The organism is Edaphosphingomonas fennica (assembly GCF_003034225.1).
In the GTDB taxonomy this organism is placed as follows: Bacteria; Pseudomonadota; Alphaproteobacteria; order Sphingomonadales; family Sphingomonadaceae; genus Sphingomonas_E; species Sphingomonas_E fennica.
In genome coordinates, this window is record NZ_PHHF01000032.1 from 51,663 (window position 1) to 76,893 (window position 25,231).

26 protein-coding genes and 1 tRNA gene are annotated in these 25,231 nt (G+C 66.1%); 11 read left to right on the top strand and 16 right to left on the bottom strand.

The window, feature by feature from the left end:
• Positions 1 to 22 precede the first annotated feature (22 nt).
• On the top strand, positions 23 to 982 hold the full coding sequence (locus CV103_RS07615; RefSeq protein WP_015456887.1) for an aspartate carbamoyltransferase catalytic subunit: 960 nt from the start codon (positions 23 to 25) through the stop codon (positions 980 to 982).
• Positions 973 to 2,199, top strand: coding sequence for a dihydroorotase (locus CV103_RS07620; protein WP_107394526.1), 1,227 nt, complete (start codon positions 973 to 975; stop codon positions 2,197 to 2,199). The genes CV103_RS07615 and CV103_RS07620 overlap by 10 nt, the downstream gene beginning before the upstream one ends.
• 5 nt (positions 2,200 to 2,204) lie before the next feature.
• On the opposite strand, the gene CV103_RS07625 is transcribed toward CV103_RS07620, so the two are convergent.
• From CV103_RS07625 to carA, 5 genes are all read right to left on the bottom strand, one after another.
• Positions 2,205 to 2,867 (bottom strand): rhomboid family intramembrane serine protease, encoded by a 663-nt coding sequence (locus CV103_RS07625; RefSeq protein ID WP_015456885.1) that lies wholly within the window; start codon positions 2,865 to 2,867, stop codon positions 2,205 to 2,207.
• Between the two features lie 13 nt (positions 2,868 to 2,880).
• Positions 2,881 to 3,357, bottom strand: coding sequence for a transcription elongation factor GreA (gene greA / locus CV103_RS07630; protein WP_015456884.1), 477 nt, complete (start codon positions 3,355 to 3,357; stop codon positions 2,881 to 2,883).
• An 80-nt stretch (positions 3,358 to 3,437) separates the two neighbouring features.
• Positions 3,438 to 6,770 (bottom strand): carbamoyl-phosphate synthase large subunit, encoded by a 3,333-nt coding sequence (gene carB / locus CV103_RS07635; protein ID WP_015456883.1) that lies wholly within the window; start codon positions 6,768 to 6,770, stop codon positions 3,438 to 3,440.
• The gene (locus CV103_RS07640; RefSeq protein ID WP_015456882.1) at positions 6,770 to 7,132 is read right to left on the bottom strand and encodes a ribonuclease E inhibitor RraB; all 363 of its coding nucleotides are present in this window, start codon (positions 7,130 to 7,132) and stop codon (positions 6,770 to 6,772) included. Before CV103_RS07640 ends, carB begins: the two co-directional genes overlap by 1 nt.
• A complete protein-coding gene (gene carA / locus CV103_RS07645) occupies positions 7,129 to 8,298 on the bottom strand; it encodes a glutamine-hydrolyzing carbamoyl-phosphate synthase small subunit (protein ID WP_107394527.1) in 1,170 nt (389 codons plus the stop codon). The genes CV103_RS07640 and carA overlap by 4 nt, the downstream gene beginning before the upstream one ends.
• 135 nt (positions 8,299 to 8,433) lie before the next feature.
• On the opposite strand from carA, the gene CV103_RS07650 reads away from it, so the two are divergent.
• The 5 genes from CV103_RS07650 (at position 8,434) to CV103_RS07670 (ending at position 14,098) form a co-directional block, all read left to right on the top strand.
• Positions 8,434 to 8,886, top strand: a complete 453-nt coding sequence (locus CV103_RS07650) for a GatB/YqeY domain-containing protein (RefSeq protein WP_015456879.1) — start codon at positions 8,434 to 8,436, stop codon at positions 8,884 to 8,886.
• 129 nt (positions 8,887 to 9,015) lie between these two features.
• Positions 9,016 to 9,330, top strand: coding sequence for a GIY-YIG nuclease family protein (locus CV103_RS07655; protein ID WP_107394528.1), 315 nt, complete (start codon positions 9,016 to 9,018; stop codon positions 9,328 to 9,330).
• The gene (gene dnaG, locus CV103_RS07660; protein ID WP_107394529.1) at positions 9,327 to 11,213 is read left to right on the top strand and encodes a DNA primase; all 1,887 of its coding nucleotides are present in this window, start codon (positions 9,327 to 9,329) and stop codon (positions 11,211 to 11,213) included. Before CV103_RS07655 ends, dnaG begins: the two co-directional genes overlap by 4 nt.
• Positions 11,214 to 11,223: 10 nt before the next feature.
• Positions 11,224 to 13,248: an RNA polymerase sigma factor RpoD gene (gene rpoD / locus CV103_RS07665; protein WP_015456876.1), complete on the top strand. Its 2,025-nt coding sequence runs from the start codon at positions 11,224 to 11,226 to the stop codon at positions 13,246 to 13,248.
• Between the two features lie 193 nt (positions 13,249 to 13,441).
• Positions 13,442 to 14,098: a DUF6975 family protein gene (locus CV103_RS07670; protein WP_107394530.1), complete on the top strand. Its 657-nt coding sequence runs from the start codon at positions 13,442 to 13,444 to the stop codon at positions 14,096 to 14,098.
• Positions 14,099 to 14,105: 7 nt separating this feature from the next.
• Here the strand turns inward: CV103_RS07670 and CV103_RS07675 are convergent, their stop codons facing one another.
• The 9 genes from CV103_RS07675 to CV103_RS07715 form a co-directional block, all read right to left on the bottom strand.
• Positions 14,106 to 14,693 carry a TIGR02281 family clan AA aspartic protease gene (locus CV103_RS07675; RefSeq protein WP_107394531.1) on the bottom strand — a complete coding sequence of 196 codons (588 nt, stop codon included), beginning with the start codon at positions 14,691 to 14,693 and terminating at the stop codon, positions 14,106 to 14,108.
• A complete protein-coding gene (locus CV103_RS07680) occupies positions 14,690 to 15,454 on the bottom strand; it encodes an MBL fold metallo-hydrolase (protein WP_107394532.1) in 765 nt (254 codons plus the stop codon). Before CV103_RS07680 ends, CV103_RS07675 begins: the two co-directional genes overlap by 4 nt.
• A gap of 10 nt (positions 15,455 to 15,464) precedes the next feature.
• A complete protein-coding gene (locus CV103_RS07685) occupies positions 15,465 to 16,241 on the bottom strand; it encodes a TatD family hydrolase (protein ID WP_107394533.1) in 777 nt (258 codons plus the stop codon).
• Positions 16,241 to 17,761 carry a methionine--tRNA ligase gene (gene metG / locus CV103_RS07690; RefSeq protein ID WP_107394534.1) on the bottom strand — a complete coding sequence of 507 codons (1,521 nt, stop codon included), beginning with the start codon at positions 17,759 to 17,761 and terminating at the stop codon, positions 16,241 to 16,243. The genes CV103_RS07685 and metG overlap by 1 nt, the downstream gene beginning before the upstream one ends.
• Before the next feature lie 90 nt (positions 17,762 to 17,851).
• Complete coding sequence (locus CV103_RS07695) at positions 17,852 to 18,829, bottom strand: AAA family ATPase (protein WP_107394535.1); 978 nt, start codon at positions 18,827 to 18,829, stop codon at positions 17,852 to 17,854.
• The gene (tmk, locus tag CV103_RS07700; RefSeq protein ID WP_107394536.1) at positions 18,826 to 19,449 is read right to left on the bottom strand and encodes a dTMP kinase; all 624 of its coding nucleotides are present in this window, start codon (positions 19,447 to 19,449) and stop codon (positions 18,826 to 18,828) included. The genes CV103_RS07695 and tmk overlap by 4 nt, the downstream gene beginning before the upstream one ends.
• A gap of 11 nt (positions 19,450 to 19,460) precedes the next feature.
• A complete protein-coding gene (locus CV103_RS07705) occupies positions 19,461 to 20,636 on the bottom strand; it encodes a D-alanyl-D-alanine carboxypeptidase family protein (RefSeq protein WP_107394546.1) in 1,176 nt (391 codons plus the stop codon).
• An 88-nt stretch (positions 20,637 to 20,724) separates the two neighbouring features.
• Positions 20,725 to 21,213, bottom strand: coding sequence for a septal ring lytic transglycosylase RlpA family protein (locus CV103_RS07710; protein WP_107394537.1), 489 nt, complete (start codon positions 21,211 to 21,213; stop codon positions 20,725 to 20,727).
• Positions 21,197 to 22,267: a lytic murein transglycosylase gene (locus tag CV103_RS07715; protein WP_107394538.1), complete on the bottom strand. Its 1,071-nt coding sequence runs from the start codon at positions 22,265 to 22,267 to the stop codon at positions 21,197 to 21,199. The genes CV103_RS07710 and CV103_RS07715 overlap by 17 nt, the downstream gene beginning before the upstream one ends.
• A gap of 310 nt (positions 22,268 to 22,577) precedes the next feature.
• On the opposite strand from CV103_RS07715, the gene CV103_RS07720 reads away from it, so the two are divergent.
• The 3 genes from CV103_RS07720 (at position 22,578) to CV103_RS07725 (ending at position 23,716) form a co-directional block, all read left to right on the top strand.
• Positions 22,578 to 22,667 (top strand) — tRNA-Ser (locus CV103_RS07720).
• A gap of 84 nt (positions 22,668 to 22,751) precedes the next feature.
• A complete protein-coding gene (locus tag CV103_RS22110; protein WP_146163399.1) occupies positions 22,752 to 23,021 on the top strand; it encodes a hypothetical protein in 270 nt (89 codons plus the stop codon).
• Positions 22,982 to 23,716, top strand: a complete 735-nt coding sequence (locus CV103_RS07725) for a DNA adenine methylase (protein ID WP_107394539.1) — start codon at positions 22,982 to 22,984, stop codon at positions 23,714 to 23,716. The genes CV103_RS22110 and CV103_RS07725 overlap by 40 nt, the downstream gene beginning before the upstream one ends.
• 28 nt (positions 23,717 to 23,744) lie before the next feature.
• On the opposite strand, the gene CV103_RS07730 is transcribed toward CV103_RS07725, so the two are convergent.
• Positions 23,745 to 24,413: a hypothetical protein gene (locus tag CV103_RS07730; RefSeq protein WP_146163400.1), complete on the bottom strand. Its 669-nt coding sequence runs from the start codon at positions 24,411 to 24,413 to the stop codon at positions 23,745 to 23,747.
• Positions 24,400 to 24,894, bottom strand: coding sequence for a PH domain-containing protein (locus CV103_RS07735; RefSeq protein WP_107394541.1), 495 nt, complete (start codon positions 24,892 to 24,894; stop codon positions 24,400 to 24,402). The genes CV103_RS07730 and CV103_RS07735 overlap by 14 nt, the downstream gene beginning before the upstream one ends.
• A gap of 101 nt (positions 24,895 to 24,995) precedes the next feature.
• Here CV103_RS07735 and CV103_RS07740 point away from each other — a divergent pair.
• Positions 24,996 to 25,231: helix-turn-helix domain-containing protein (locus CV103_RS07740; RefSeq protein WP_107394547.1), on the top strand; the 236-nt coding region annotated here is incomplete at its 3' end.

Sequence of the window (25,231 nt, forward strand, 5' to 3'; positions counted from 1 at the left end):
GCCGCCTCTAGACGCAACGGCGATGCCGACCGATCCGCACCCTTTTCCGCACCGTCACCTGACGGGCATCTATGGCCTGCAACCCTGGGAGATCGCTTTCCTGCTCGACGAGGCCGAGCAGTGGATCGCGCTCAATCGCGGCACGGCCAAGCATGACGACCGGCTGGCGGGGCTGACGCTGATCAACGCCTTCTTCGAGAATTCGACGCGGACCCTGCTGTCCTTCGAAATCGCCGGCAAGCGGCTTGGCGCGGACGTGGTGAACATGCAGGTCGCCGCATCCAGCGTGAAGAAGGGCGAGACGCTGATCGACACCGCCATGACGCTGAACGCCATGCGCGCGGACGTGATCGTGATCCGCCACGAGGCATCCGGCGCGGTGCAGCTTATCGCGGACAAGGTGGATTGCCCGGTGCTGAACGCCGGCGACGGGCGGCACGAGCACCCCACCCAGGCGCTGCTCGACGCGCTGACCATCCGCCGCCGCAAGGGACGGATCGATGGCTTGCGCGTCGCCATCTGCGGCGATGTGCTGCACAGCCGGGTCGCCCGGTCCAACATATTGGCGCTGACCGCGCTCAATGCCGAAGTGCGCGTGGTCGGCCCTTCCACCCTGCTGCCGCCCGCGATCGAGCGGATGGGCGTGACCGCCTTCACCGATTTCGATGCCGGGCTGGATGGCGCGGACGTGGTGATGATGCTGCGGCTGCAGCGCGAGCGGATGGCGGGCGGCTTCGTCCCCTCGCCGCGCGAATATCATGCGCTCTACGGGCTGACGCCGGAGCGGCTGGAGCGCGCCGCGCCGGATGCGCTGGTGATGCATCCGGGGCCGATGAACCGGGGCGTGGAGATTTCATCGTCGGTGGCGGACGATCCCGTGCGATCGGCGATCACCGAACAGGTCGAGATGGGAGTGGCGGTGCGCATGGCCTGCCTTGACGTGCTGACGCGCGCGCGCCGGGGAGTTCCGGGATGGAACTGAAACCGATCGCCATCGTCAACGGCCGCCTGATCGAGGCGGACGGCACCACCCGGCCGGGCGGCGTGCTGGTGCGCGACCGCAGCATCGCCGCCATCGGCGAGATCGAAGCGGCGGGCGTGGAGACCATCGATGCCAGGGGCGCGCTGCTGGCGCCGGGCATCGTCGACCTCGGCACCTTCGCCATCGACCTGCCGGCCTTCACCGCCGGCGGCATCACCCGCGCCGCCCTGATGCCGGACCAGTCCCCGCCGCTGGACGATGCGGCGCTGGTGCAGCGCGCAGCCGCGGCCGGCAAGCCGGACGTGTGGATCCACCCGATCGCGGCGGCCACCCGCGCGCTGGCGGGCGAGGAACTGGCCGAGATCGGCCTGATGAAGGCGGCGGGCGCCTGCGCGGTCGCCACCGGGCGCGGCTGGATCGCCGATTCGGGCGTGATGCTGCGGCTGCTCGGCTATGCCGCGTCGCTCGACATGCCGGTGATCGTGCATGCCGAGGATGGCTGGCTGACCACCGGCGCGGTGGCGACATCGGGCGAAACCGCGACACGGCTGGGCCTACCCTCCGCCCCGGCCATGGCCGAGGCGATGGCGATCGCGCGCGATCTGATGCTGGCCGAGGAAACCGGCGCGCGCATCCATTTCCATCAGGTGACGACGGCGCGCGGGTTCGACCTGATCCGCGCCGCCCGCCAGCGCGGCGTGCGCGTGACCTGCGGCATCACGCCGGCGCACCTGCTGCTTTCCGACACCGCCATCGGCCAGTTCCGCACCTTCGCCCGGCTTTCGCCCCCCTTGCGCGAGGAGCGGGACCGGCTGACGGCGATCGAGGCGGTGCGCGACGGCACCGTGGACATCCTCTGTTCCGCGCACGATCCGCAGGGGCCGGAAGCCAAGCGCCTGCCCTTCGTCGATGCCGAACCCGGCATGGCCGGGGCGGAGACGCTGCTGACGCTGTCCCTCACGCTGGTGCGCGACGAGGTGATCGGCCTGCCCCGCCTGTTCGAGTTGCTTTCGGCCAATCCCGCGCGGCTGCTGGGCCTGCCGGGCGGGCAGCTGGAGACGGGCGCCGAGGCGGACCTGATCCTGATCGATCCCGATGCCCCGTGGCGGATCGATGCCGATCGCATGGCCGCCAAGGCCGGCAACACGCCGTTCGACGGGCTGCCGGTTCAGGGCAAGGTGCTGATGACGATCAAGGGTGGCCGGCCGCTCCGCTGAGGCGGTCAGGCCCGGCGGTAGCGGAGCAGCAGCAGCGGCTGGGCGAGAGCGAGGCCGGCGAAGAAACCGCCGATATGGGCGGCGATCGCGATGCCGCCCCCGCCCGATCCGCCCCAGGAGGCGAGGCCGACCATCAGTTGCAGCAGCACCCAGGCGGCCGCGAGCCAGAGGGCGTTGGCAAGCTGGTTGAGCCGGCGATTGGCGAAGGTGCGGCGTTTCTCGCCATAGAGGAGCGCATAGGCGCCGATCACCGCGGAGACCGCGCCGCTGGCGCCGATCATCGGCCAGGGCTCGGTCGGGCCGGCGAGGAAATGGCCGAACGCGGCGACATAGGCGCCGACGACATAAAGGATCACGATCCCGCGCGCGCCGATGGCGGCTTCCACGAAGCGCCCGCACAGCCCGAGGATCAGCATGTTGAAGGCGATGTGGATGAAGCCGCCATGCAGCAGCGTGGCGGTGAGCGGCGTCAGCCAGCGCGGGGCAAATGGAATGCCCCGGACCGACATCTCAAGCGTGGGCGCCACCCCGCCGATCGAAAAACGGGCGGGGATGAACCCGCCCGCATAAGCGGCGATATCGCCCAGGCCGCTCCACGAGACGAGCAGCCAGGACGCGATCGTCACGCCCAATATGGCCAGCGTTGCGCGGGCGGGCGGCAATTGCATCCGCCGCCGCTCCTCAGATGAACTCGATCTTGGAGACCAGATAGTAGCGATCGCCGGAAGGCACCGTCACCTCCACCTCGTCATCCACCTTGCGGCCGATGAGCGCGCGGCCGAGCGGCGAGTTGTAGGAGATCCTGCCCGACTTGGCATCCGCCTCGGTCTGGCCGACGATCTGGTACTTGATCGGCTTCTCATCCTCGTCGAGCAGGTGGACGGTGGCGCCGAACACCACCTTGTCCCCCGAAAGCGTCGTCGGATCGATCACCTGCGCGCGGCTCAGCCGGTCCTCGATATCGGCGATCATCGCCTCGATCTGGCCCTGGCGCTCCTTGGCGGCATGATATTCGGCATTTTCCGAAAGATCGCCATGCGCCCGCGCTTCCTCGATCGCGTCGATGACCTGCGGCCGCTCCAGCTTGAGGCGCGCGACCTCCTCTTCCAGCATCCGGTAGCCTTCCGCCAGCATCGGCAGCTTTTCGACGGTCGCCATCAGCGAAACCCCTTCAGTAAAATCTTGTCCCCGGGCGGTTCCAACCGGTGCCGCCCGCACTTCCATCGACGATGTGGGGATCAGTCGTGCGAAGTGGAATAATATGATTGGAGCGGCTGCACTTCAAGGTCTCGTTCTTGCAGTGCAGCGATGGCCTCCACCGCCGCGACGCTGGCGGCCGCCGTGGTGAAATAAGGCACCTTGCCGAGCAGCGCGGAAGCGCGGATCGACTGCGAATCCTGCAGCGACTGCCACCCTTCGGTGGTGTTGAAGATCAGCTGGACGCCGCCATCCTTGATCCGGTCGACGATGTGCGGCCGGCCCTGCTGCACCTTGTTCACCGCCTCCACATCCATGCCCAGGCCATTGAGATAGGCCGCGGTCCCGGAAGTGGCGATGACCTTGAAACCCAGCTTCAACAGGCCCTGGACGGCGGGGACGACGACCGCCTTGTCGCTATCCTTGACCGAGACGAACACCGTGCCGGACGCCGGCAGGACGGTGCCCGCACCAAGCTGCGCCTTGAAGAAGGCGGTGGCAAAATCCTTATCGATTCCCATGACTTCGCCCGTAGACTTCATCTCTGGCGAGAGGACGGGGTCGACGCCGGGGAAGCGCGCGAAGGGGAATACCGCCTCCTTCACCGCGATATGATCGATATGGCGGTCGATCTTCGGCAGGTCGGCGAGCTTCTCGCCCGCCATCACGCGCGCGGCGATCTTGGCGATGGGCGCGCCGATCGCCTTGGCCACGAAGGGCACGGTGCGGCTGGCGCGGGGGTTGACCTCGATCAGATAGACATCGCCGTCCTTGACCGCGAACTGCACGTTCATAAGGCCCCGCACCTCGAGCGCACGGGCGAGCGCATCGGTCTGCCGTTCTATTTCCGCGACGATCTCCGCGCTCAGGCTGTAGGGCGGCAGCGAACAGGCGCTGTCGCCCGAATGGACGCCGGCCTCCTCGATATGCTGCATCACGCCCGTGACGACGACATCGGTGCCGTCGCCGATCGCATCGACATCCACCTCGATCGCGTCGCGCAGATACTGGTCGATCAGCACCGGCGACGATCCGGAGACCTGGACGGCCGTATTGATGTAGGTTTCGAGCTGGGCGGGATTTTCCACCACCTCCATCGCCCGGCCGCCAAGCACGTAGGACGGACGCATCAGCACCGGATAGCCGACGCGCTCGGCCACGGCCAGCGCCTCCTCCCTGCTGCGGGCGATGCCGTTGCGCGGCTGCTTCAGGCCGAGGCGGCCGACCAGATCGGCGAAACGCTCGCGATCCTCGGCAAGGTCGATCGCATCGGGGCTGGTGCCGAGGATCGGGATGCCCGCCTCTTCCAGCTCCTGGGCGAGCTTCAGCGGCGTCTGCCCGCCGAACTGGACGATCACGCCTTCCAGCGTGCCGTTCGACATCTCGACATGCAGGATTTCCAGCACGTCCTCGGCGGTCAGCGGCTCGAAATACAGGCGGTCGGACGTGTCATAATCGGTCGAAACCGTTTCCGGGTTGCAGTTGACCATGATCGTTTCATAGCCGGCCTCATCCAGCGCGAAGCAGGCGTGGACGCAGCAATAATCGAACTCGATGCCCTGCCCGATGCGGTTGGGACCGCCGCCGAGGATCACGACCTTTTTCCGATCCGAAGGCTGGCTTTCGCATTCGGGCGCGCCGAAGGACGGGGCCTCGTAAGTCGAATACATATAAGGCGTCTTCGCCTCGAACTCCGCCGCGCAGGTATCGATGCGCTTGAAGACGGGGCGAACGCCCAGCCGGTGGCGCAGCGCGCGAACGTCCTTTTCGGTGACGCCGCCGGTCAGCGCCGTCACCGCATCATGAACGATGCCGCCGCCCCGCGCATGGGCGCTTTCCATGCCACGCAGATGGGCGGACTGGAGCGCGAGATAAGCGAGCCGCTTGTCCGAAAAGCCCATGGCCTTCAGGCGGCGCAGCCCTTGCGCGTCGCGCGGCAGGCCTTCTTCCATCACCTGCTTCTCGGCGGCGACGATCTCGGCCAGCCGTTCCAAGAACCAGGGATCATATTTGGCGATGCGGTGAACCTCATCGACCGAGAAGCCCTCGCGCAGCGCCTGGGCGGCGACGAGCAGGCGATCCGGCGTCGGCCGGGCGAGTTCCGCCTCGATCACCGCGCGTTCGGCGCCTGCCAGCGCCTCGACGAAGTTGAAGCCGGACAGGCCGGTTTCCAGGCCGCGCAGCGCCTTCTGCATCGATTCGTGGATGTTGCGGCCGATCGCCATCACCTCGCCCACCGATTTCATGGCGGTGGAAAGCAGCGGCTCGGCGCCCTTGAACTTCTCGAACGCGAAGCGCGGGATCTTGGTGACGACATAGTCGATCGTCGGCTCGAACGAGGCCGGCGTGGCGCCGGTGATGTCGTTGTCGATCTCGTCGAGCGTATAGCCCACCGCCAGCTTGGCGGCGACCTTGGCGATCGGGAAGCCCGTGGCCTTGGAGGCCAGCGCCGAGGACCGCGAGACGCGCGGGTTCATCTCGATCACCACCAGGCGGCCGTCCTTGGGGTTGACCGCGAACTGGACGTTGGAGCCGCCGGTCTCCACCCCGATCTCGCGCAGCACCGCGATGCTGGCGTTGCGCATGATCTGATATTCCTTGTCGGTCAGCGTCAGCGCCGGCGCGACGGTGATGGAATCGCCCGTATGGACGCCCATCGGATCGACATTCTCGATCGAGCAGATGATGATGGCATTGTCGTTCCGATCCCGGACGACCTCCATCTCATATTCCTTCCAGCCGAGCAGCGATTCCTCGATCAGCACCTCGGTGGTGGGCGAGGCATCGAGACCGCCGGTGACGATCTGGATGAACTCCTCGCGGTTATAGGCGACGCCGCCGCCGGTGCCGCCCATGGTGAAGCTGGGGCGGATGATCGCCGGCAGGCCGGTATGCTCCAGCGCGGCCAGCGCCTCGTCCACCGTGTGCGCGACGGCGGAACGTGCGCTTTCCAGCCCGATCTTGTCCATCGCTTCCCGGAACTTCTGCCGGTCCTCGGCCTTGTCGATCGCCTCGGCATCGGCGCCGATCATGACGCAGCCGAACTTCTCCAGGGTGCCGTCGTTGAACAGCGCGAGCGCGGTATTGAGCGCCGTCTGGCCGCCCATGGTGGGCAGCACGGCGTCCGGCCGCTCCTTCTCGATGATCTTAGCGACGACGGCGGGCGTGATCGGCTCGACGTAGGTGGCGTCAGCCATATCCGGATCGGTCATGATCGTCGCCGGGTTCGAATTGACGAGGATGATGCGATATCCTTCCTCGCGCAGCGCCTTGCATGCCTGCGTGCCCGAATAATCGAACTCGCACGCCTGCCCGATGACGATCGGACCCGCGCCGATGATGAGGATGGATTTAATGTCGGTGCGTTTGGGCATCAGTGGGTCAATCCGGTTTGAGCGACACATCCCCAGCCATCATATTCGAGGCCGAACATCGCTTCGATCTGCAGGCAAGTAATCGTTAGGGCTTTGATGGCGTCCGCGTCGGCGGTCTGCACGCGCTGGAGGAAAAGCCAAGGCTCTCCATCGTCCGATGGCTCGGTTTCGATCACCTCGAACCCCAGCTCCTCCGCGGCATCCGCCAGATCGTCAAGAGCATCGGGAGGCCCGCGAAAGCTGACGTCCACCGCCCTTGGAATATCGGGCCGGTCGCCATTTTCGCGAAGATTCGCCAATACGTCCTGATCCGCCCGCCATTCCTCGTTCAGCCGCGCCGGATCGACCGGCGGCAGTTTCACGCCGCCTTCTCCAACGATGCGACGAACTTCTCGAACAGATAATGGCTGTCCTGCGGGCCGGGGCTGGCTTCGGGGTGATATTGCACGCTGAACGCGGGCGCGTCGGTAAGCTCCAGCCCGGCGAGCGAGCCGTCGAACAGAGAGACATGCGTGGTCCGCGCGTTCGCCGGCAGCGTCTCCGCATCCACCGCGAAGCCGTGGTTCATGCTGGTGATCTCGACCCGGCCGTCGTCCGAACGCTTGACCGGATGGTTCGCGCCGCGATGGCCCTGGTGCATCTTGTAGGTCGTGGCGCCGATGGCGAGGCCGAGGAGCTGGTGGCCGAGGCAGATGCCGAAGATGGGCTTGCCGATCTTCAGCAGCTCCCGGATCACCGGCACGGCATATTCGCCGGTCGCGGCGGGATCGCCGGGGCCGTTGGAGAGGAACACGCCATCGGGCTTGTGGGCCATCACCTCGTCGAAGGTGGCCGTCGCCGGCACCACCGTGACGCGGGCGCCGGCATTGACGAGATTGCGCAGGATGTTGCGCTTCAGCCCGTAATCGATCGCCACGACATGCGGGCCGGCGGGGTTGGCGGAATGGGTCGCATAGCCCTGGCCCAGCGTCCAGAGGCCGTCATCCCACTTGTAGCTCTGGGTGGAGGAAACCTCCCTGGCGAGGTCCATGCCCTCCAGCCCCGGCCACCCGCGCGCCTTGGCCAGCAGCGCCGGGATATCGAATTCGCCCTTCGCATTGTGGGCGATCACGCCGTTGGGGGCGCCCTGGATGCGGATGGCGCGGGTGAGCGCGCGGGTATCGACCCCGGCAAGCCCGATGCGGCCGTTCGACTTCAGCCACGCATCGAAATTCTGGATCGAACGGAAATTGGACGGCGCGGTCACGTCCTCGCGCACGATCAGGCCGAGCGCGTGGGGGTTGGTCGCCTCCACATCCTCATGATTGGCGCCGACATTGCCGATATGGGGGAAGGCGAAATTGATGATCTGCCCGGCGAAGGACGGATCGGTCATGATTTCCTGATAGCCGGTCATCGAGGTGTGGAAGCACACCTCGCCCACGGCGTCGCCCTCGGCACCGAACCCCCGGCCCCAGATCACGGCTCCATCGGCCAGAACCAATACGCCAGTGGCACCTTCTGGGCGCGCGTGATCGGTCTCGGCCATTTGGAGGCTCTCCTGTTGCTGGGGCGGCGGGTAAACGGCGGGGTTCCTAGGAGGGTGGTCGGGCAGGGTCAATCTATTAAAATTCTGCAACGGACGCTATGCTGATCGCTTTCCCGGACCATCTCCCGAGGCTCCATGATTCGTGACGACATAAAGGCGGGCCTGGTGTCCGCGATGAAGGCGCGCGACGCCGAGAAGACCGCAGCTATCCGCCTGATCCAGGCCGCCATCAAGAATCGCGATATCGAAGCGCGGACGGGCACCGCGCCCGCCGACGACGATGTGCTGGTGACCGAGGTGCTGCAGAAGATGGCGAAGCAGCGCCGCGAATCGATCGAGATGTTCGAGAAAGGCGGCCGCACGGAGTTGGCCCAGGCGGAAAAGGGCGAGCTCGCCGTGATCGAGGGCTTCCTGCCCGCGCAGATGGACGAGGACGAGGCCAAGGCCGCGATCGCCGGCATCGTCGCGGAGCTTGGCGCGACGTCGGTGAAGGATATGGGCCGGGTGATGGCCGCGGTGAAGGAGCGTTTCGCCGGCCAGCTCGACATGAGCAAGGCCAGCGGGCTGGTGAAGGGAGCGCTTGCTTAAGGCCGCGCGGGCATTCTCTTCCTTCCGTTCGTGTCGAGCGCAGTCGAGACACGCAAACGCCGTCGGCCGCGGCACGTCCCTCGACTTCGCTCGGGACGAACGGGTGGGCAATGCGAGTGGGGAAAGGGGATGGCGTTCTGGGTCTATGTCCTGCGGTGCAATGACGGCAGCTACTATACCGGGCACACGGACGATCTGGATCGGCGGCTGGCGGAACATCAGCGCGGCGGCCATTGCGACTTCGCGAGTCGGCGCCGCCCCGTGACATTGATGTGGTCGGACCATTTTCAGACCCGGCTTGAAGTCCTCGACAGCGAACGGCGGATCAAATCCTGGTCGCGGGCCAAGAAGGAGGCGCCGTTCCAGGGCGATTGGCAGGCGGTGTCCCACTTCGCCCGGCCTCCCGCTGCACGCCCTCCTCTTGGCCGGGAGGGGGAACGTTGAGCCTTTCGCCGCAATTCCTCGACGAGCTGCGATCGCGCACGCTGCTTTCCGCGCTGGTCGGGAAATCGGTGAAGCTGGAGCGCACGGGCCGGGAATTCCGGGCCTGCTGCCCCTTCCACAACGAAAAGACGCCGAGCTTCTACGTCAACGACGACAAGGCCTTCTATCACTGCTTCGGCTGCGGTGCGCATGGCGATGCCATCCGTTTCCTGACCGAGCATAAGGGCCTGCCCTTCATGGACGCGGTGAAGGAGCTGGCCGCCGCCGCCGGGATGGACGTGCCCGCCGCCGATCCGCGCGCGGCGGAGAAGGCCGAGCGGGCATCCGGCCTGCATGAGGCGATGGCGGAGGCTGCGGCCTGGTTCGTCGAGCAACTGCACGGCATCGCCGGGGCCGAGGCGCGGGACTATCTGCGCAAGCGCGGCGTGGATGCAGCCGCGCAGGCCGCGTTCGGCATCGGCTTCGCCCCGGATTCGCGAGGGAAGCTGAAGGCGGCGCTTTCCCGCTTCGGCGACGACAAGCTGGTCGAGGCCGGCCTCCTGATATCGGTGGAGGACAAGGAGCCTTATGACAGGTTCCGCGGCCGGCTGATGATCCCGATCCGCGATGCGCGCGGCCGGGCGATCGCGTTCGGCGGCCGGATCATCGGCCAGGGCGAACCCAAATATCTGAATTCCCCGGAAACCCCGCTGTTCGACAAGGGGCGGACGCTGTTCAACCTGGACAAGGCCGCCGCCGCGACCCGCAAGGCCGGGCGGGTGATCGTGGTCGAAGGCTATATGGACGTGATCGCCATGGCCCAGGCGGGCATCGGCGAGGCGGTCGCCCCGCTCGGCACCGCGCTGACCGAAGGGCAGATCGAGCGGCTGTGGCGGCTCGCCGAAACGCCGATCCTGTGCTTCGACGGCGACGCCGCCGGGCAAAAGGCCGCGATCCGGGCCGCGCTGCGGGCGCTGCCGATGATCGAGCCGGGCCGAACCCTGCGCTTCGCCACCCTGCCCCCCGGCCAGGATCCCGACGATCTGGTGCGAAATGGCGGCCGGACGGCGCTGGAAACCCTATTGGAGGGAGCCGAACCGCTGGTCGAGCGGTTGTGGAAATATGAGCTTGCCGCAGCCCCGCTCGATACGCCCGAAGCCCGGGCCGGACTGCGCAAACGGCTTGCCGACCACGCCGCGACGATTCGCCATGGCGACGTGCGCGGCCAATATCTCGCCGATTTCCGCCGGCGCTTCGATGCGCTTTACGAACGCGCCTCCCCTGCCCCACGCTTTCAGCCGGGCGGCGGCTGGCGGGGCGGACAGGCGGGGCGCGGCGGACGCGGCGGCCCGTTTCGCGGAAAACCGCCCGAAGCTCCGCCTTCGGCCGTCACCCGATCGATCGGCAATGGCGGGTTGGGGCCGCTCGAAAGCCGCGCGGTGCTTGCCGGGATGCTGCGCCACCCCCAAATCATCGCCCATCATGCCGAGACGATCGCGGCGCTGCCGATCGCCGACGAAAAGCTCGCCCGGATTCGCGATGCGATGCTCGATGCGGCTTTTGCTGCGGAAACGCTTGATTCGGACACATTGGGAACCATATTGGGACAAGTGGGTCTGGCTGGAGCGATGGAAGCGCTTCGTGCGCCGAACGGACTTGCCTTTTCCTTCCTTCGCGGCAATGCCGATGCGGGGCGCGCTCGACGCGATCTCGCGGCGGCGATCGAGGCGTTGGCGGCACGGCCCGAACTCGACGCGGCTCTGGCGGCGGTGACGGCGAGGTTGATGGCCTCGCCCGACGAGGCCGGCTTTGCCGAGCAGCGTCGCCTTAGGGCGGCGCGCGATGCGGCGGATCAGGCGCTGGCCAGTTTGGCGGCCGGCGAAAGCGGCGCGGATAGTAATTAGGGTTGGTCGAATGGCGAAGACGAACATGGCGGAAACGGCGGAGAAGAGCGAGGGCGGCGATGCGCCGCTGATCGACCTCAACGAGGCGTCGCTGAAGAAGCTGATCGCCCGCGCCAAGAAGCGCGGCTACATCACCTACGACCAGCTCAACGAGGCGCTGCCGCAGGACCAGATGTCCTCCGAGCAGATCGAGGATGTGATGTCCGCCCTTTCCGAAATGGGCGTCAACATCGTCGAGAATGAGGAAAGCGGCGAGGACGATCAGCAGGAGGACAGCGACGACGAGGTCGTCGGCGTCGACGAGGGCGATGGCGCCCCCGTCCTCACCCAGGTCGCCAAGAAGGAAACGGTCGATCGCACGGACGATCCCGTCCGCATGTATCTGCGCGAGATGGGCGCGGTGGAGCTGCTGTCGCGCGAGGGCGAGATCGCCATCGCCAAGCGCATCGAGGCAGGCCGCGACACCATGATCCTGGGGCTGTGCGAAAGCCCGATCACCTTCAACGCCATCATCGACTGGTCGACCGCGCTCAACGAAGGCACGATGCAGCTGCGCGAGATCCTCGATCTCGATGCCATGCTCTCCAAGGGGCCGACCGCCGAGCAGGTGGAAAGCGCCGAGGACGAGGACGGCGAGATCAGCGAGCAGAGCACCGGCCCGTCCTTCAAGGAGGAGGACGAGCCCGAGGAGGCTTCCGCCGACGACGACGAGGATTCGATGACCGAGCGCCGCACGCCGCGGCCCACGGAAGACGATGACGACGACAATACGCTGAGCCTCGCCCAGATGGAGGAGCAGCTCAAGCCGATGGCGCTTGAGAAGTTCGCGACCATCACCGAGCTCTACAAGAAATTCCACAAGATGCAGGTCGCCCGCCTGGAGGCGATGGGCGCGGGCGGCGAGCTGCCGGCCGCGGAAGAGAAGAAATATCAGAGCCTGCGCGAGGACCTGACCGCCGAGGTGGAAAGCGTCCAGTTCCACGGCGCCAAGATCGAATATCTCGTCGACCAGCTTTATTCTTTCAACCGGCGGCTGATGGCCTTGGGCGGGCAGATGCTGCGCCTGGCCGAGCGCCACAAGGTGCAGCGCAAGTCGTTCCTGGACGCCTATGTCGGCCACGAGACCGAGGAAGGCTGGCTGGATCGGGTTGCCGGGCTCGACAAGAAATGGGCGGCCTTCGCGGCGGCCGAGGCCGCGCCGGTGGAGCGCATCCGCGCCGAGATCGCGGAGATCGGCCAGGCGACCGGCATGTCGCTCCCCGAATTCCGCCGCATCGTCAACATGGTGCAGAAGGGCGAGCGCGAGGCGCGGATCGCCAAGAAGGAGATGGTGGAAGCCAATCTCCGCCTCGTCATCTCGATCGCCAAGAAATATACCAATCGCGGCCTGCAATTCCTTGATCTTATTCAGGAAGGCAATATCGGCCTGATGAAGGCGGTCGATAAGTTCGAATATCGCCGCGGCTACAAATTCTCCACCTATGCGACCTGGTGGATCCGGCAGGCGATCACCCGTTCGATCGCGGACCAGGCGCGGACGATCCGCATCCCGGTCCACATGATCGAGACGATCAACAAGCTGGTCCGCACCAGCCGCCAGATCCTGCACGAGATCGGCCGCGAGCCGACGCCGGAGGAACTGGCCGAGCGGCTTTCGATGCCGCTCGAAAAGGTGCGCAAGGTGATGAAGATCGCCAAGGAGCCGATCTCCCTCGAAACGCCGATCGGCGACGAGGAGGACAGCCATCTGGGTGACTTCATCGAGGACAAGAACGCGATCATCCCGGTGGACGCCGCGATCCAGGCCAATCTGAAGGAAACGGTGACGCGCGTTCTCGCCAGCCTCACCCCCCGCGAGGAGCGCGTGCTGCGCATGCGCTTCGGCATCGGCATGAACACCGATCACACGCTGGAGGAAGTGGGCCAGCAGTTCAGCGTGACCCGCGAGCGTATCCGCCAGATCGAGGCGAAGGCGCTCAGGAAGCTGAAGCACCCGTCGCGCAGCCGCAAGATGCGCAGCTTCCTCGACCAGTAAGCCGCCGACGGCGGTTTCGAGGCACCGGATCGCCGCCCTGGGGGATGCCCCAGGGCGGCGATTTTCGTTTCGGATCCGGTTAACCCTTATATCCGAATAACTAATCCGTCATAAACCTCGCCTTTACGGGCTTTGATATAGATGCGGGGGCATCGAGGAATACACGGATCATCCGTGTTTTCAGGAGTAAGCGATGCCCCTGCCCGCAACCGACCCCATGGGACCGAGCCGCCTGGCGACGTCGCTACTGGCCAATGCCGCGGTCGAGGGCAGCGGCGGGCACCCCTATGTCGCCTCCGCCGAGCTGCGCGAGGGGGCGGATGCCATCCGCAACCTGGCCGACGTCATCCACCATCTCTGCCTGCTGCACGGCCGCCATCCCGGCGTGATCGACCTTGCCGTCGAACGATCGCCGGACGACCTGGCCGGCTGGATCGGCGATTCGGCCGCCGCCTTCGCCGAGGAACGCGGGCTGCTCACCCGGCTGGTGGTGGCGGCCCCGCCGCTGCCGAGCACGCCCGGCCAGGCGGAATGCGAGGCCGCGCTGCTCGCCCAGCGCCATGCCCTCGAAATGCTTGCCACCTCCGAACGCCGGGGCTGCGCGCTGGGCGCGGCGCTGGCCCTGCTGCTCGACTGGGTGGCGATACGCGAGATACTGGACCTCGCGGCCACGCGGCTCGGCATCGCGATCGAGCCGGTCCGCCTGCCGACCCGCGCCGCGATCGGCGATTTCGCGGGCCGCATCCCCCCGGCATTGGAGCGCGCGGTGGGCTTTGGCGCGGGGCAGCTCTATCACCAGCAGCGCGGGCTGTGGGACCTCCTGGAATCGCGGGAACACGCGCGCCGGTAACGCCGGCTCAAGGCTTCAGCACCAGCGTGCGGCCCTCGACGCCCCAGCCGGACAGCGAGTTGAGGAAGTTCATGCCGAGGACGTTCATGTCCGCGAACTCGGCTGCCGTGGTCGCGCGCACGTCCGCGCGGCGGATCGGGCCGATGCGAAGATCGGCGATGCGCACCCGGCGGGCCATGACGGTGCCGTTGGCGGTGGCGACGGGGGTTCCGAACGGATCGTCGGCGGGATCGATGCCGGCGGCGCTGGCGGCGGCGGCCGAAAGTGCCGTGGTGGTGGCGCCGCTATCGACGAGGAAGCGGGTCTCCACGCCGTTGACGCTGCCGCGCACCCAGAAATGGCCGTCATCCCCCATGGGAATACGCAGCGTTTCGCCGACGACGGTGCCGCGATCGGGGTGGATGGCGAAGCGCAGCCGGTCGCCGATGTCATCCTTGAACGAGAAAGCGAGGAGCAGGAGCGCGAAGATGGCCAACCAGCCGAGCGCCATCTTCGCCGCCTGCCCCAGCGGCACCCGCCGGGCGACGAACGCGCTGCCGACGAGGACGAGGCACATGGCGGCGGCCACCATCTGGAGGGCCTGATCGCCGTTCATGGCGCGACCACCAGGCCATCATGACCCGGCACCACCTTGGGCGGCAATTCGGCCAGCAAGCCGGCATAGTCCATCGACTGATCCATATGCGTCAGCACTCCCTGCCCGACCGACAGCCGATCGATCCATGCCAGCGTATCGCCCAGATGCATATGGGTGGGATGCGGCCGGCGGCGCAGGGCATCGACGATCCACAGGTCCAGCCCGCGATAAAGATCGGCCATCGCCTCCGTCATCGCATGAAAATCAGTTGCATAGCCGATAGTCTTGTCATCATATGAGAAGCGGAGGCCGACGGACGTGATCGTGCCGTGGGGCTGATCGACGCAATCCACCGCGATGTCGCCGATCATCAGCCGATCCGGCAGATCATGGCCGACTACGATCGGCGGGTAACCGTCCTTGCCCTCGAACGCATAAGCGAAGCGCAGGCGCAGCCCCGCCAGCGTCCAGGGCCGGGCATAAGCGACGACCGGGGCGCCCCGCGCGTGGAAAAGCTGCCGCAGATCGTCGATCCCGTGGCAGTGATCGGCATGGTCGTGGGTCCAGATCACCGCATCGACATCGGCGATATCGGCATCGAGCAGCTGATCGCGCAGGTCGGGGCCGGTATCGACCAGAATGCGCGTGGTGGCGCTTTCGACTAGGATGGACGCCCGGCGGCGGCGGTTGCGCGGCTCGGCGGGGTCGCAATCCCCCCAGTCATTGCCGATCCTCGGCACGCCGGAAGAGGTTCCGCAGCCGAGGATATGCACCTTCACCGCCGCGGCCTCATGCCCTGGCCTTGCCGAAAAGGGCGAAGAAGTTGGCCGAGGTGGCGCGGCCCAGCTCCTCGATGCTCACCCCGCGCAGATCGGCGAGGAAGCGGGCGGTATCGGCGACGAAGGCGGGCTCGCACGTGTGGCCGCGATGCGGCACCGGCGCGAGGAAGGGCGCGTCGGTTTCGATCAGCAGGCGATCTTCGGGTATCGTCTTGGCAGTGGCCTGCAAGTCCTTGGCATTCTTGAAGGTAGCGATGCCGGAGATCGAGATATAGAGGCCGAGATCGAGCGCGATCCGGGCGAAATCGGCACTGGCGGTAAAGCAGTGGATCACGCCGGGAAAGGCGCCTTTCGCCATCTCCTCCGCCAGGATGGCGGCGCTGTCCTCCTCCGCATCGCGGGTGTGGACGATCAGCGGCAGGCCCGTCTCGCGAGCGGCGGCGATATGGGCGCGGAAGCTGGCCCGCTGCCGATCGCGATCGGAATGATCGTAATAATAATCGAGACCGGTTTCGCCGATGCCGATCACGCGCGGATGGGCGGCCATCGCCACCAGCCGGGCGGTCTCGACCGCCGGATGGGCATCGGCCTCATGCGGGTGGATGCCGACCGACGCCCACACATCCGCCTCCCGCTCCGCCGTGGCGATGATGTCGCCCCATTCGCGCTCGCGGGTGGAGATGTTCAGCATCGTCGCGACGCCCGCATCCCGCGCCCGCGCCAGCACGCTCGCCTGATCCTCGACCAGGCCGGCATAATTGAGGTGGCAATGGCTATCGACGAACATCAGCCTTCCTGTTCCACCCAGCGCGGGAACACGCCCTGCGGCGCCGGCAGCGCCGTGCCGGGGGCGATCGGGGCGGCAAGCGCCGCGAAATCGCGGGCATCGGCGGGCTGGGCGAGTTGATCGAGCAGCTTGTCCGCGCTTTCCGGGATCGCCCAGCGAACGAAGATGGCGAGCACGCGGATCGCCTCCGCCGTGGCATGGAGGATGGCATCGGCGGCCGCCGGGTCCGTCTTGCGCACGGCCCAGGGGGCACTGTCGGCGAAATAGCGGTTCGCTTCCGCCACGCCTTCCCAGATGACCTCCAGCGCGCGGTGGATGGCGAGGCCGGCCATCGCCTCCTCCACCCGCGCCAGCAGCGCCGCCGCGTCCAGCACCGGCGCGGGCGCGCCTTCGCCCGGCACCACGCCGCCGCAATTCTTGGCGATCATCGACAGGCAGCGCTGGGCGAGGTTGCCGAGGCCGTTAGCGAGATCGGCATTGGATCGGGTGACGATCGCGTCATGGCTGTAGGAGCCGTCCTGGCCGAAGCTGACTTCCCGCAGCAGGAAGTAGCGAAGCTGGTCGACGCCATAGGTGCGCGCCATCTCCATCGGATCGACGACGTTGCCGAGCGACTTCGACATCTTCTCGCCCCGGTTGAGCAGGAAGCCGTGGCCGAACACCTGGCTGGGGAGCGGCAGATTGGCGGACATCAGGAAAGCCGGCCAGTAAACCGCGTGGAAGCGGACGATATCCTTGCCGATGATGTGAAGATCGGCTGGCCAATATTTCCTGTAAGCCTCTGTATCCTCTGGATAACCCACACCGGTCAGGTAATTGGTGAGCGCATCCACCCACACATACATCACATGGCCCGGCGCATCGGGCACCGGCACGCCCCAATCGAAGCTGGTGCGCGAGATCGACAGATCGGAAAGCCCGCCCTTCACGAAGCTCACCACCTCGTTGCGGCGGCCTTCCGGGCGGATGAAATCGGGGTTCGCCTCATAATGCGCGAGCAATCGATCGGCATAAGCGGAAAGGCGGAAGAACCAGCTTTCCTCGACGGTCCATTCCACCGGCGTGCCCTGCGGCGACAGCTTCTGGCCGTCCTCGCCGGCCACCAGCTCCTTCTCGTCGTAAAAGGCCTCGTCGCGGACCGAATACCAGCCTTCATAGCGGCCGGGATAGATATCGCCATTGGCCGCCATCGCCCGCCAGAGCGCCTGGCTGGCCTCGTAATGCGCGGGCTCCGACGTGCGGATGAAACGGTCGTTCGAGATATTAAGAACGCCCGTCATCTCACGAAAATAGGATGACATTTCGTCCGCAAGCTCGCGCGGGGAAATGCCGCGGGCGCGGGCGGCCTGATCCATCTTCAGGCCATGTTCGTCCGTGCCGGTCAGGAAGAATACGTCGCGCCCTTCCATGCGGCGGAAGCGGGCGATCGCATCGGTGGCGATCACTTCATAGGCATGCCCGATATGCGGGCGGCCATTGGGGTAGGAGATCGCGGTGGTGATGTAGAAAGGTTCGGCCATGCCGGCGCTTTAGCGCGAACGGGCCACGGAAATCACCATATTGTTGCGATGGCGGGAATGGAAAATGGCGGGAAGGCGCCCTCCCCGGCTTCAGTGCCCGTGCGCCGGGGCAAGGCCGGCAGCCATCGTCGCCAGTTCGAACACCGTGGTCTGGGGATCGAGCGACAGCCGCACCGCCCCTTCGGCCAGAAGACGCGCTTTTTCCCAGAGCGCGATGGCGGTCACCAGCGCATCGCCGCTCCGCTGCTTCGCCTCGCCGGCGATGAAGGCGGGCAGCCTTTCCAGGAAAAGCTCGTAGCGCGGCTGCGCGGCCTTGAGCGCGAGGGACTTGGCCAGCACGATCCGTTCCGCCCCGGAAGGATCGCCATGCCGGGCCAGTTGAACCAGCGCGCGATCCATCCCGGCGAGATCGAGCCCGGCATAACGCAGCGCGCGGCCCGGCGCGCCGCCACCGTCGGCGACCAGCGCCGCAACCTCATCCCCGGCGATGTCCGGCAGCATCCGGCGGATCGCCACGGTCATGACATCGTCGTCCAGCGGACCGAAACGGATCAGGCGGCAGCGCGATCGGATGGTCGGCAGCAGGCGGCCCGGCGCGTGGCTGATGAGCAGGAACAGCGTATCGGCGGGCGGCTCCTCCAGATTCTTGAGGAGCGCATTGGCGGCCGGGCGTTCCAGATCGTCGATCGCATCGATGATAACCGCACGGCGCGGCGACATGCTGGGCGTGACCGCGAAGAAGGGCTGGAGCGCGCGCACCTGATCGATGGTGATGTTGCGGGCGAGATCGCCGGTCTTGTCGCGGGGCAGGCGCTGGAGCACGCGATGATCGGGGTGGCTGCCCGCCGCGATCAGCCGGGCGGTCGGGTGATCCTCCGCCACGTCGAGGCCGGGGGCGGCCGGCGGCCGATCGGTGCCTTCCGCCAGATAGCGCGCGGCGGCGGCGGCGGCGAACATCGCCTTGCCCACGCCCTGCGGCCCCGCGAGCAGCCAGGCATGGTGCATCCGGCCCTGCGCCATCGCATCCCGGAAAGCGGCGACCTGATCGCCATGGCCAAGCGGCGTCACAGCCCCTCCAGCGCGGCCAGCAGCCGGGCAGTGACGTCATCGGCCGTGCCCGTGGCATCGACGATGCGGAAGCGCGCGGGATCGCCCGCCGCCAGCGCGGCGAAGGCGGCCGCGACACGCGCATGATAGGCCGCATCCCGGCCGCCGAAGCGATCCGCGCCATCGCGATCGCGGGCCGCCGCGCGCGCGGCGGCTTCCTCCGCCGGCAAGGCGAGCAGCAGGGTGCGGTCCGGCATCAGCCCGTCGCTGCCAACCTGGTGGAGCTGGCGGATCGCCGCCTCGCCGATGCCGTCCGCCCCGCCCTGATAGGCGAGCGAGCTATCGAGGAAACGATCGCTCAGCACCCATGCGCCGCGTGCGACCGCGGGCAGGATCGTCTTGGCGACATGATCGGCGCGGGCGGCGGCGAACAGCAGCGCCTCGGCGCCCGCCGTCCAGCGCCCGGCATCGCCGTCGAGCAGCAGCGATCGGATCGCCTCCGCCCCTGCGCTGCCGCCGGGCTCCCGCGTCTCGATGACGTCATGGCCGCGCGCGCGTAGGGCCGCGGCGAGCGCGCGCAACTGCGTCGACTTGCCGACCCCCTCCCCGCCCTCGAGGCTGATGAAACGCCCGCGCGCCACGGTGGGCGAAATCAGGCGAGGCCGAACAGCCAGCGGAAGCCGGCGGCGATGCGGGCGAAGAAGCCGGCCTCGTCCACCGCCTTTTCCGCCACCAGCGGCATGAGTTGCGGCGGCGTATCCCCCGTCTGCACCACCAGATCGGCGATATGCTGGCCGGCCTTGATCGGCGCCTTGATCGGGCCGTTATAGACGACGCTCACCTTCATGTTGCCGGCCACGCCCGCCGGCAGCGTGACGGCGAGATCGCGCGGGGCGACGAGGCCGACAGTGCGCGCATCGCCCAGCTGCACCTCCGCATCCTGCACCTTCTTGCCCTTGGTGACGAGCGGCACCGCCTTCCACGCGCGGAAACCCCATTCCATGAAGGCCACCGATTGCGATACGCGCTGGTTGGAGCTGGTGAGCCCGGCCACCACCATCACCAGGCGACGGCCATTCTGCTCCGCCGATCCGGTGAAGCCGTAGCCGGCTTCCTCGGTATGGCCGGTCTTGAGGCCGTCCGCCCCCTGCACGCGGCCCAGCAGCGGATCGCGATTCTGCTGGGTGATGTCCGCGCCGGAGCCCATGGTCTTGCCCCAGGTAAACGACGTCTGGCTGTAGAACGCCTTGTAGAGATCCGGGAAATCCTGGATCGTCCGCGCCGCAAGCTCCGCCAGGTCATGCGCGGTCACATAGGTAACGCCATTGTCCGGCCAGCCGTTGGACGTGCCGAAGTGCGAATTGTCCAGGCCCAGTTCCTTGGCGCGCTGGTTCATCAGGGCGACGAAGGCGGGCTCCGTTCCGGCGATCCCTTCCGCCAGCACGACGCAGGCGTCGTTGCCGGAAAGGGTGACGATGCCGTGGAGCAGGTTCTGCACGCTCACCTGTTCGCCGGGCGAAAGGAACATGGTCGATCCGGCGGCCGGGCCGTGCCACTGCTTCCAGGTCTCGGGCCGCACCGTCACCATCTGGTCGAGCTTCAGCTCGCCCTTCTTGATGAGATCGAAGGCGACATAGACCGTCATCATCTTCGCCATCGATGCCGGCGGCATGCGGCGATCCGCATCCTTGGCATAGAGCACCGCGCCCGACGACAGATCCTTCATATAAGCGACCGGCGCCTCGGTTTCGAACGGCGGCGCGGCCGCCGGCGCGGCGGAGGCCAGGATGGTCGAGGCGAGGACGGCGAGCAGGATCGGAGACTTCATCGCGTTCATTCCGGGCAAGAGGCTCTGGGAAGGGAAAGACGTATCGGCACCCCTGATAGCCGCGCCGGGCGGCATCCGCCAGCTACCATCAATAGGCGCTGCGCTGGGCGCCGAGCGAGGCGCGGCGCTTGTCGGACGGGTAGACCCTGCGGACGCGGACGCGGACGACGCCGTCCTTCTCCACGCCCAGCGCCCGTGCCGCCCCGCGCGACAGATCGATGATCCGGCCGGGCGCGAAAGGCCCGCGATCGTTGATGCGGACCAGGATGGTGCGGCCGGTGGCGAGCGCCGTCACCTCCGCATAGGAAGGCATGGGCAGGGTCGGATGGGCGGCGGATATCGCGTTCATGTCGAAACGCTCGCCATTGGCGGTCTTCCGGCCGTGATGGCCGGGGCCATACCATGAGGCGAGGCCCGTCTGGTCGTAATTGCGATCGTCCCGCGGCACATAGGTGCGGCCGCCCACGACATAGGGCTTACCGATCTTGACGGCCCCGTCGCTCACCGGCCGGGTCGATGCGCAGGCGGACAGCAGGCCCGCCGCCGCGAGGACGGCGAGCTCAGCGCGCCACTTCATCGGCAAGCAATCCGACCGAAAGGGCATAGAAGTTCGAGCAATTATAATCGAGGATCACCCGGTAATTGCTCGAAAGCAGATAGGCGGTGGCGTTGGGGCCGTCCGGCTCCAGCAGCGACACGAGCTCGCCCTCGGCCGGCGCGGGGGAGCCGAGCACCGTCACGCCCAGCGCCCGCCATTCGCGCATCGTCAGCCAGCGGCTGTGCCGATCGAAGACGCGCGGGCAGCGCGGCGATTTCATGAGCGGGCGAAGCGCCGCGCGATCCAGCGATGGCGGCACCCGCACCGCGACGCCCCACGGCACGTTGGGCCGCCATCCCGCCTTCACCAGATAATTGCCGATCGAGGCGAGCGCGTCGGCCTCGCTCGTCCAGATATCGACGCGCCCGTCGCCGTCGCCGTCCACGCCGAGCCGCTGGTACATGCTGGGCAGGAACTGGGGATAGCCGGTGGCGCCCGCCCAGCTCCCCTTCAGCCGGGAGCGCGGAATGCCGCGATCGAGCAATTGCAGCGTGGCGATCAGCTCGGCCGTGAAAAGCTCCCGCCGGCGGCCGTCATAGGCGAGGCTCGCCAGCGAACGGATCAGATCGAAGTCGCCGGTATAGGTGCCATAGCCGGTTTCATGGCCGTAGATCGCCATCATGATCGATTCGGGCACGCCCGTCTCCCGCTCGATCCGGGCAAGGCGCGGGCGGAGATCCTGATAGCGCTTGCGTCCGCGATTGATGCGATCGGCATCGACATGGCGGGCCTTGTAAGGCGCGAAGCTGGGGATGGCCGACGCCGGCGCATTGGGGTTGCCGCCGGGCTGCGCCCGATCGAGCTGGATGACGCGCGGGTTGAAGGTCAGCCCGGCCACGGCGCTGTCGAAGGTCGAAGGCCGCACGCCCGCCGCCAGCGCCCGCGGCCGGATGCTCGCCAGAAAAGCGCGGAAACCGGCATCATCGGCGGACGATGCCGCATCCGCCTGCTGGGCGCCCGCCTCCATCGATCCGAGGACGGATGCCGCCAGAATGCAGGCGGTAGCGGCCAAAGCCCTGAACGAAGCACGCATAAAGAACCCCTTACCCGCCCTTCGTGCCACAGGCTGGCGGACAGGTGAATCCCCTTTGTCCGACTTTTCGGGAAACATATCGCGACGCTTGCACGCAACGCCCCTTGCGGAGATAAGCGCGCCGCCGGATAGGCGGCCGAGTGGTTGATGGCAGCGGTCTTGAAAGCTACCGGGGGTTTCGACCCTTGGCAGCGTTGGCTGGCGAAAAAGGAGCGTAGTTAGAATCGTTTAGCAGGGGCTTGGAGAAACGCTACATGCTGCGGCAACGCCGCCATCTAGCAGATTTCTAGCCACGCCGCTGAATCGGTATGGAAGCGTGGCCGAGTGGTTGAAGGCTCCAGTCTTGAAAACTGGCATACGGGCAACCGTATCGTGGGTTCGAATCCCACCGCTTCCGCCACCCTTCGGCGGATTGATGGACAGCCTTGCTTGCTCGGCCGAGTTGCCTCACTACTGGCTAACGAAATCGAGGGGGGAATTATTCATGGCGCGCATGGAGTTGTCTATCGACGACTTGCTGCTCGACCCTGACAATCCGCGCATCGGCAGCGCAGATTCACAGGCCGAGGCACTGGAAGCTATCGTAAGGCTCGATGCCAATCACTTCCGAACCATGATGCGTAGTATCGTGGATCACGGACTGGACCCAGGCGACTCGCTCTACATCATCAGAGAAGCTGGCGAAGGAGAGGGTTATTCGCCTTCTGGCGGAGTGTGCTTGAACAGACGGACGAGCTGGCCGCGCTTATCATAGACACGCCTGTCGACGTGGCCACGCGCGACCGGCTCAAGGCCGTGCTCGGCTCACCGGATAATGCCAGCGACCTTGAATTGGGTTTCGCAATGTTCTTTCTCAATCGGACGCATCGATCCGGCATCCTGAATGGTGGCGTGATCGGCGGGCGAGACCAGACCGGCAAATGGAAGATTGATGCTCGCTACAACAAGGGCGATCTGATCCGACGAATTGAGCGCATAGCCGCCGCCCGACGACGAATAGAACTCACCAATCTTGATGCAGTTGAATTTGTCCAAACCAAAAGCCCAGCCTGGCCCAGCAAGACCCTCGTCTATCTCGATCCGCCATATTATGAGAAGGGCAGCCAGCTCTACTACGATTACTACAGCGACAAGGATCACCTAGAGGTCGCGCAGGCCGTTAGGTCGCTCAGCAAGGTTCATTGGCTCGTCTCCTATGACGACGTGCTGCCCATCCAAGAGATGTATGGCGGCACCCCAGCCCTCCAATACACAATCGGCTACAGCGCGCGGAACGTCCTTCGCGGCCGCGAGGCAATGTTCTTCAGCGATGGTTTGCTCGTGCCTGAGGTGGAAGGATCAATGGTCGAGCTACACCGAGCGAAAGCCGGCGAACCGTTACTTCCGCCGCCAGCGCAACCTCGCCGGGCAAGCCATTGTGGTCCGGCCACGACGACCACGACACTTTAACGCTCTCGTGGTGCCGTTGGCTCGACGGCTAAGCAACCTTGTCGGCATAGAACGCCGCAAGGTTCGTGAGGAAGGTTTTGGCGATATCCTTTTCATCAAAGGTTGTCTCGCGCCTGCTGCCCTCCACCTTGATCGCAATGGATTTGGCGTGTGCGATAGCCTCCATGTCCTCGACCGACACATAAGCGAGGCCGGTTTCGCGGAGGCTGGATGATGCAGACCGGCTCATGGAATTATATTGGATGCCGTCGCCAAATGCGGACCCTCCCTGCACGAACGAGGCTGAAACGCGCTTGGAGCCGTCGATTATGAACACGATGCTCTGTGGCACGCCGATGCTGTTGGGCGATCCATAGGTGGTGTCTATTTCCGTCTCATTGTGGAAGAAGAAGCCGACCCTCGCGATCTTTCCGTCCGCTCGATTCCGCATCACCAACGGCTCAAGGTAGAGGCCCTGCCCGTTGATATAGATGCCCCCGGCTGGGGACTTTTTCGAGATGCGATTGTTCAGCCCCATGAACGTGATTGTCGGGGCATCCGAGAATCGGTCGTCCGTCTGCTCGATCTTGAATTTGCCCGGACCGAAAAGACCTTGGGCGGATGCCGGAGCGGCCGGCGCCATACTTCCGGCAAACAAAATCCCGACGCCGATCAGCTTTCCGAGCGAGCGCATATGGCGGTGATTACGCAACGTCATATTCACGCACTCCTACGCGCCTGCGAGCCGCTTCCACACGGGAACGCAGTTCCTCCCGTAGCGAGCGGGCATCTTCGACATTATTGATCTGAAAGGTCGTTCTCCGCCCCTCGCCAATCCCCGTCGCGTCGGACGAGATGACCGAAAGATCGCCATTGCCGAAGAACTGCTGCACCAGCGAGAAATGGACCTTGATGTCCTTGATCCGGTAGAGTTCGATTTCCTCCTCGCTGCGCATGAGAATACCGCGCCGCATGAAAAGCCGGTCACCTTCCAGCCAATAAAGGCTGGTGCGATTAGTCAGCACCTTGAAAGCAAGAATTGGAAGCGTCACAATCCCCGCCCCGCCCAAGGTAAGCAGCGTTATCGCGATCATAAACCAGCCAGTTGCCGACTTGAGCAAAAAGGCTTTTGTCGAAGAACGAAACTCGATTGTGTGGGATATATTGGCTCTGGTGTCCCTGAACGCGGCGGTCGCCATGGCATTCTCCTTCGTCTGGCATGCCCCCACAAATAGCCCTCACAAGTTAATAGGGACTATATTCCCTAGAGAATATATACCCGGCCGCCATCCATCGTCAGATGGACGACTGGCGCGGCATTGTCGGGAAGAATGTGAGGCGATTCCGCCAGCGTGCCGACATGACGCAAGAGCAACTGGCGTTCGCGGCGGAGATCGACCTCACCTATGTCGGCGGCATAGAACGCGGAAAGCGCAATCCGTCCGTTCTGGTTCTGGTTAGGGCCGGGACTCATAACCACCATGTGATGGCGGCGGCGAGGTGGATGCTGCCGAGGAAGACATCGGCGCGGCGGTC

Excerpts from the sequence above, each read along its gene's own strand:
- CV103_RS07615 (WP_015456887.1), top strand. The coding sequence starts at position 23 with ATGCCGACCGATCCGCACCCTTTTCCGCACCGTCACCTGACGGGCATC.
- CV103_RS07620 (WP_107394526.1), top strand. The coding sequence starts at position 973 with ATGGAACTGAAACCGATCGCCATCGTCAACGGCCGCCTGATCGAGGCG.
- CV103_RS07625 (WP_015456885.1), bottom strand. The coding sequence starts at position 2,867 with ATGCAATTGCCGCCCGCCCGCGCAACGCTGGCCATATTGGGCGTGACG.
- greA (WP_015456884.1), bottom strand. The coding sequence starts at position 3,357 with ATGGCGACCGTCGAAAAGCTGCCGATGCTGGCGGAAGGCTACCGGATG.
- carB (WP_015456883.1), bottom strand. The coding sequence starts at position 6,770 with ATGCCCAAACGCACCGACATTAAATCCATCCTCATCATCGGCGCGGGT.
- carA (WP_107394527.1), bottom strand. The coding sequence starts at position 8,298 with ATGGCCGAGACCGATCACGCGCGCCCAGAAGGTGCCACTGGCGTATTG.
- CV103_RS07650 (WP_015456879.1), top strand. The coding sequence starts at position 8,434 with ATGATTCGTGACGACATAAAGGCGGGCCTGGTGTCCGCGATGAAGGCG.
- CV103_RS07655 (WP_107394528.1), top strand. The coding sequence starts at position 9,016 with ATGGCGTTCTGGGTCTATGTCCTGCGGTGCAATGACGGCAGCTACTAT.
- rpoD (WP_015456876.1), top strand. The coding sequence starts at position 11,224 with ATGGCGAAGACGAACATGGCGGAAACGGCGGAGAAGAGCGAGGGCGGC.
- CV103_RS07670 (WP_107394530.1), top strand. The coding sequence starts at position 13,442 with ATGCCCCTGCCCGCAACCGACCCCATGGGACCGAGCCGCCTGGCGACG.
- CV103_RS07675 (WP_107394531.1), bottom strand. The coding sequence starts at position 14,693 with ATGAACGGCGATCAGGCCCTCCAGATGGTGGCCGCCGCCATGTGCCTC.
- CV103_RS07685 (WP_107394533.1), bottom strand. The coding sequence starts at position 16,241 with ATGTTCGTCGATAGCCATTGCCACCTCAATTATGCCGGCCTGGTCGAG.
- metG (WP_107394534.1), bottom strand. The coding sequence starts at position 17,761 with ATGGCCGAACCTTTCTACATCACCACCGCGATCTCCTACCCCAATGGC.
- CV103_RS07705 (WP_107394546.1), bottom strand. The coding sequence starts at position 20,636 with ATGAAGTCTCCGATCCTGCTCGCCGTCCTCGCCTCGACCATCCTGGCC.
- CV103_RS07710 (WP_107394537.1), bottom strand. The coding sequence starts at position 21,213 with ATGAAGTGGCGCGCTGAGCTCGCCGTCCTCGCGGCGGCGGGCCTGCTG.
- CV103_RS07715 (WP_107394538.1), bottom strand. The coding sequence starts at position 22,267 with ATGCGTGCTTCGTTCAGGGCTTTGGCCGCTACCGCCTGCATTCTGGCG.
- CV103_RS22110 (WP_146163399.1), top strand. The coding sequence starts at position 22,752 with ATGGCGCGCATGGAGTTGTCTATCGACGACTTGCTGCTCGACCCTGAC.
- CV103_RS07730 (WP_146163400.1), bottom strand. The coding sequence starts at position 24,413 with ATGACGTTGCGTAATCACCGCCATATGCGCTCGCTCGGAAAGCTGATC.
- CV103_RS07735 (WP_107394541.1), bottom strand. The coding sequence starts at position 24,894 with ATGGCGACCGCCGCGTTCAGGGACACCAGAGCCAATATATCCCACACA.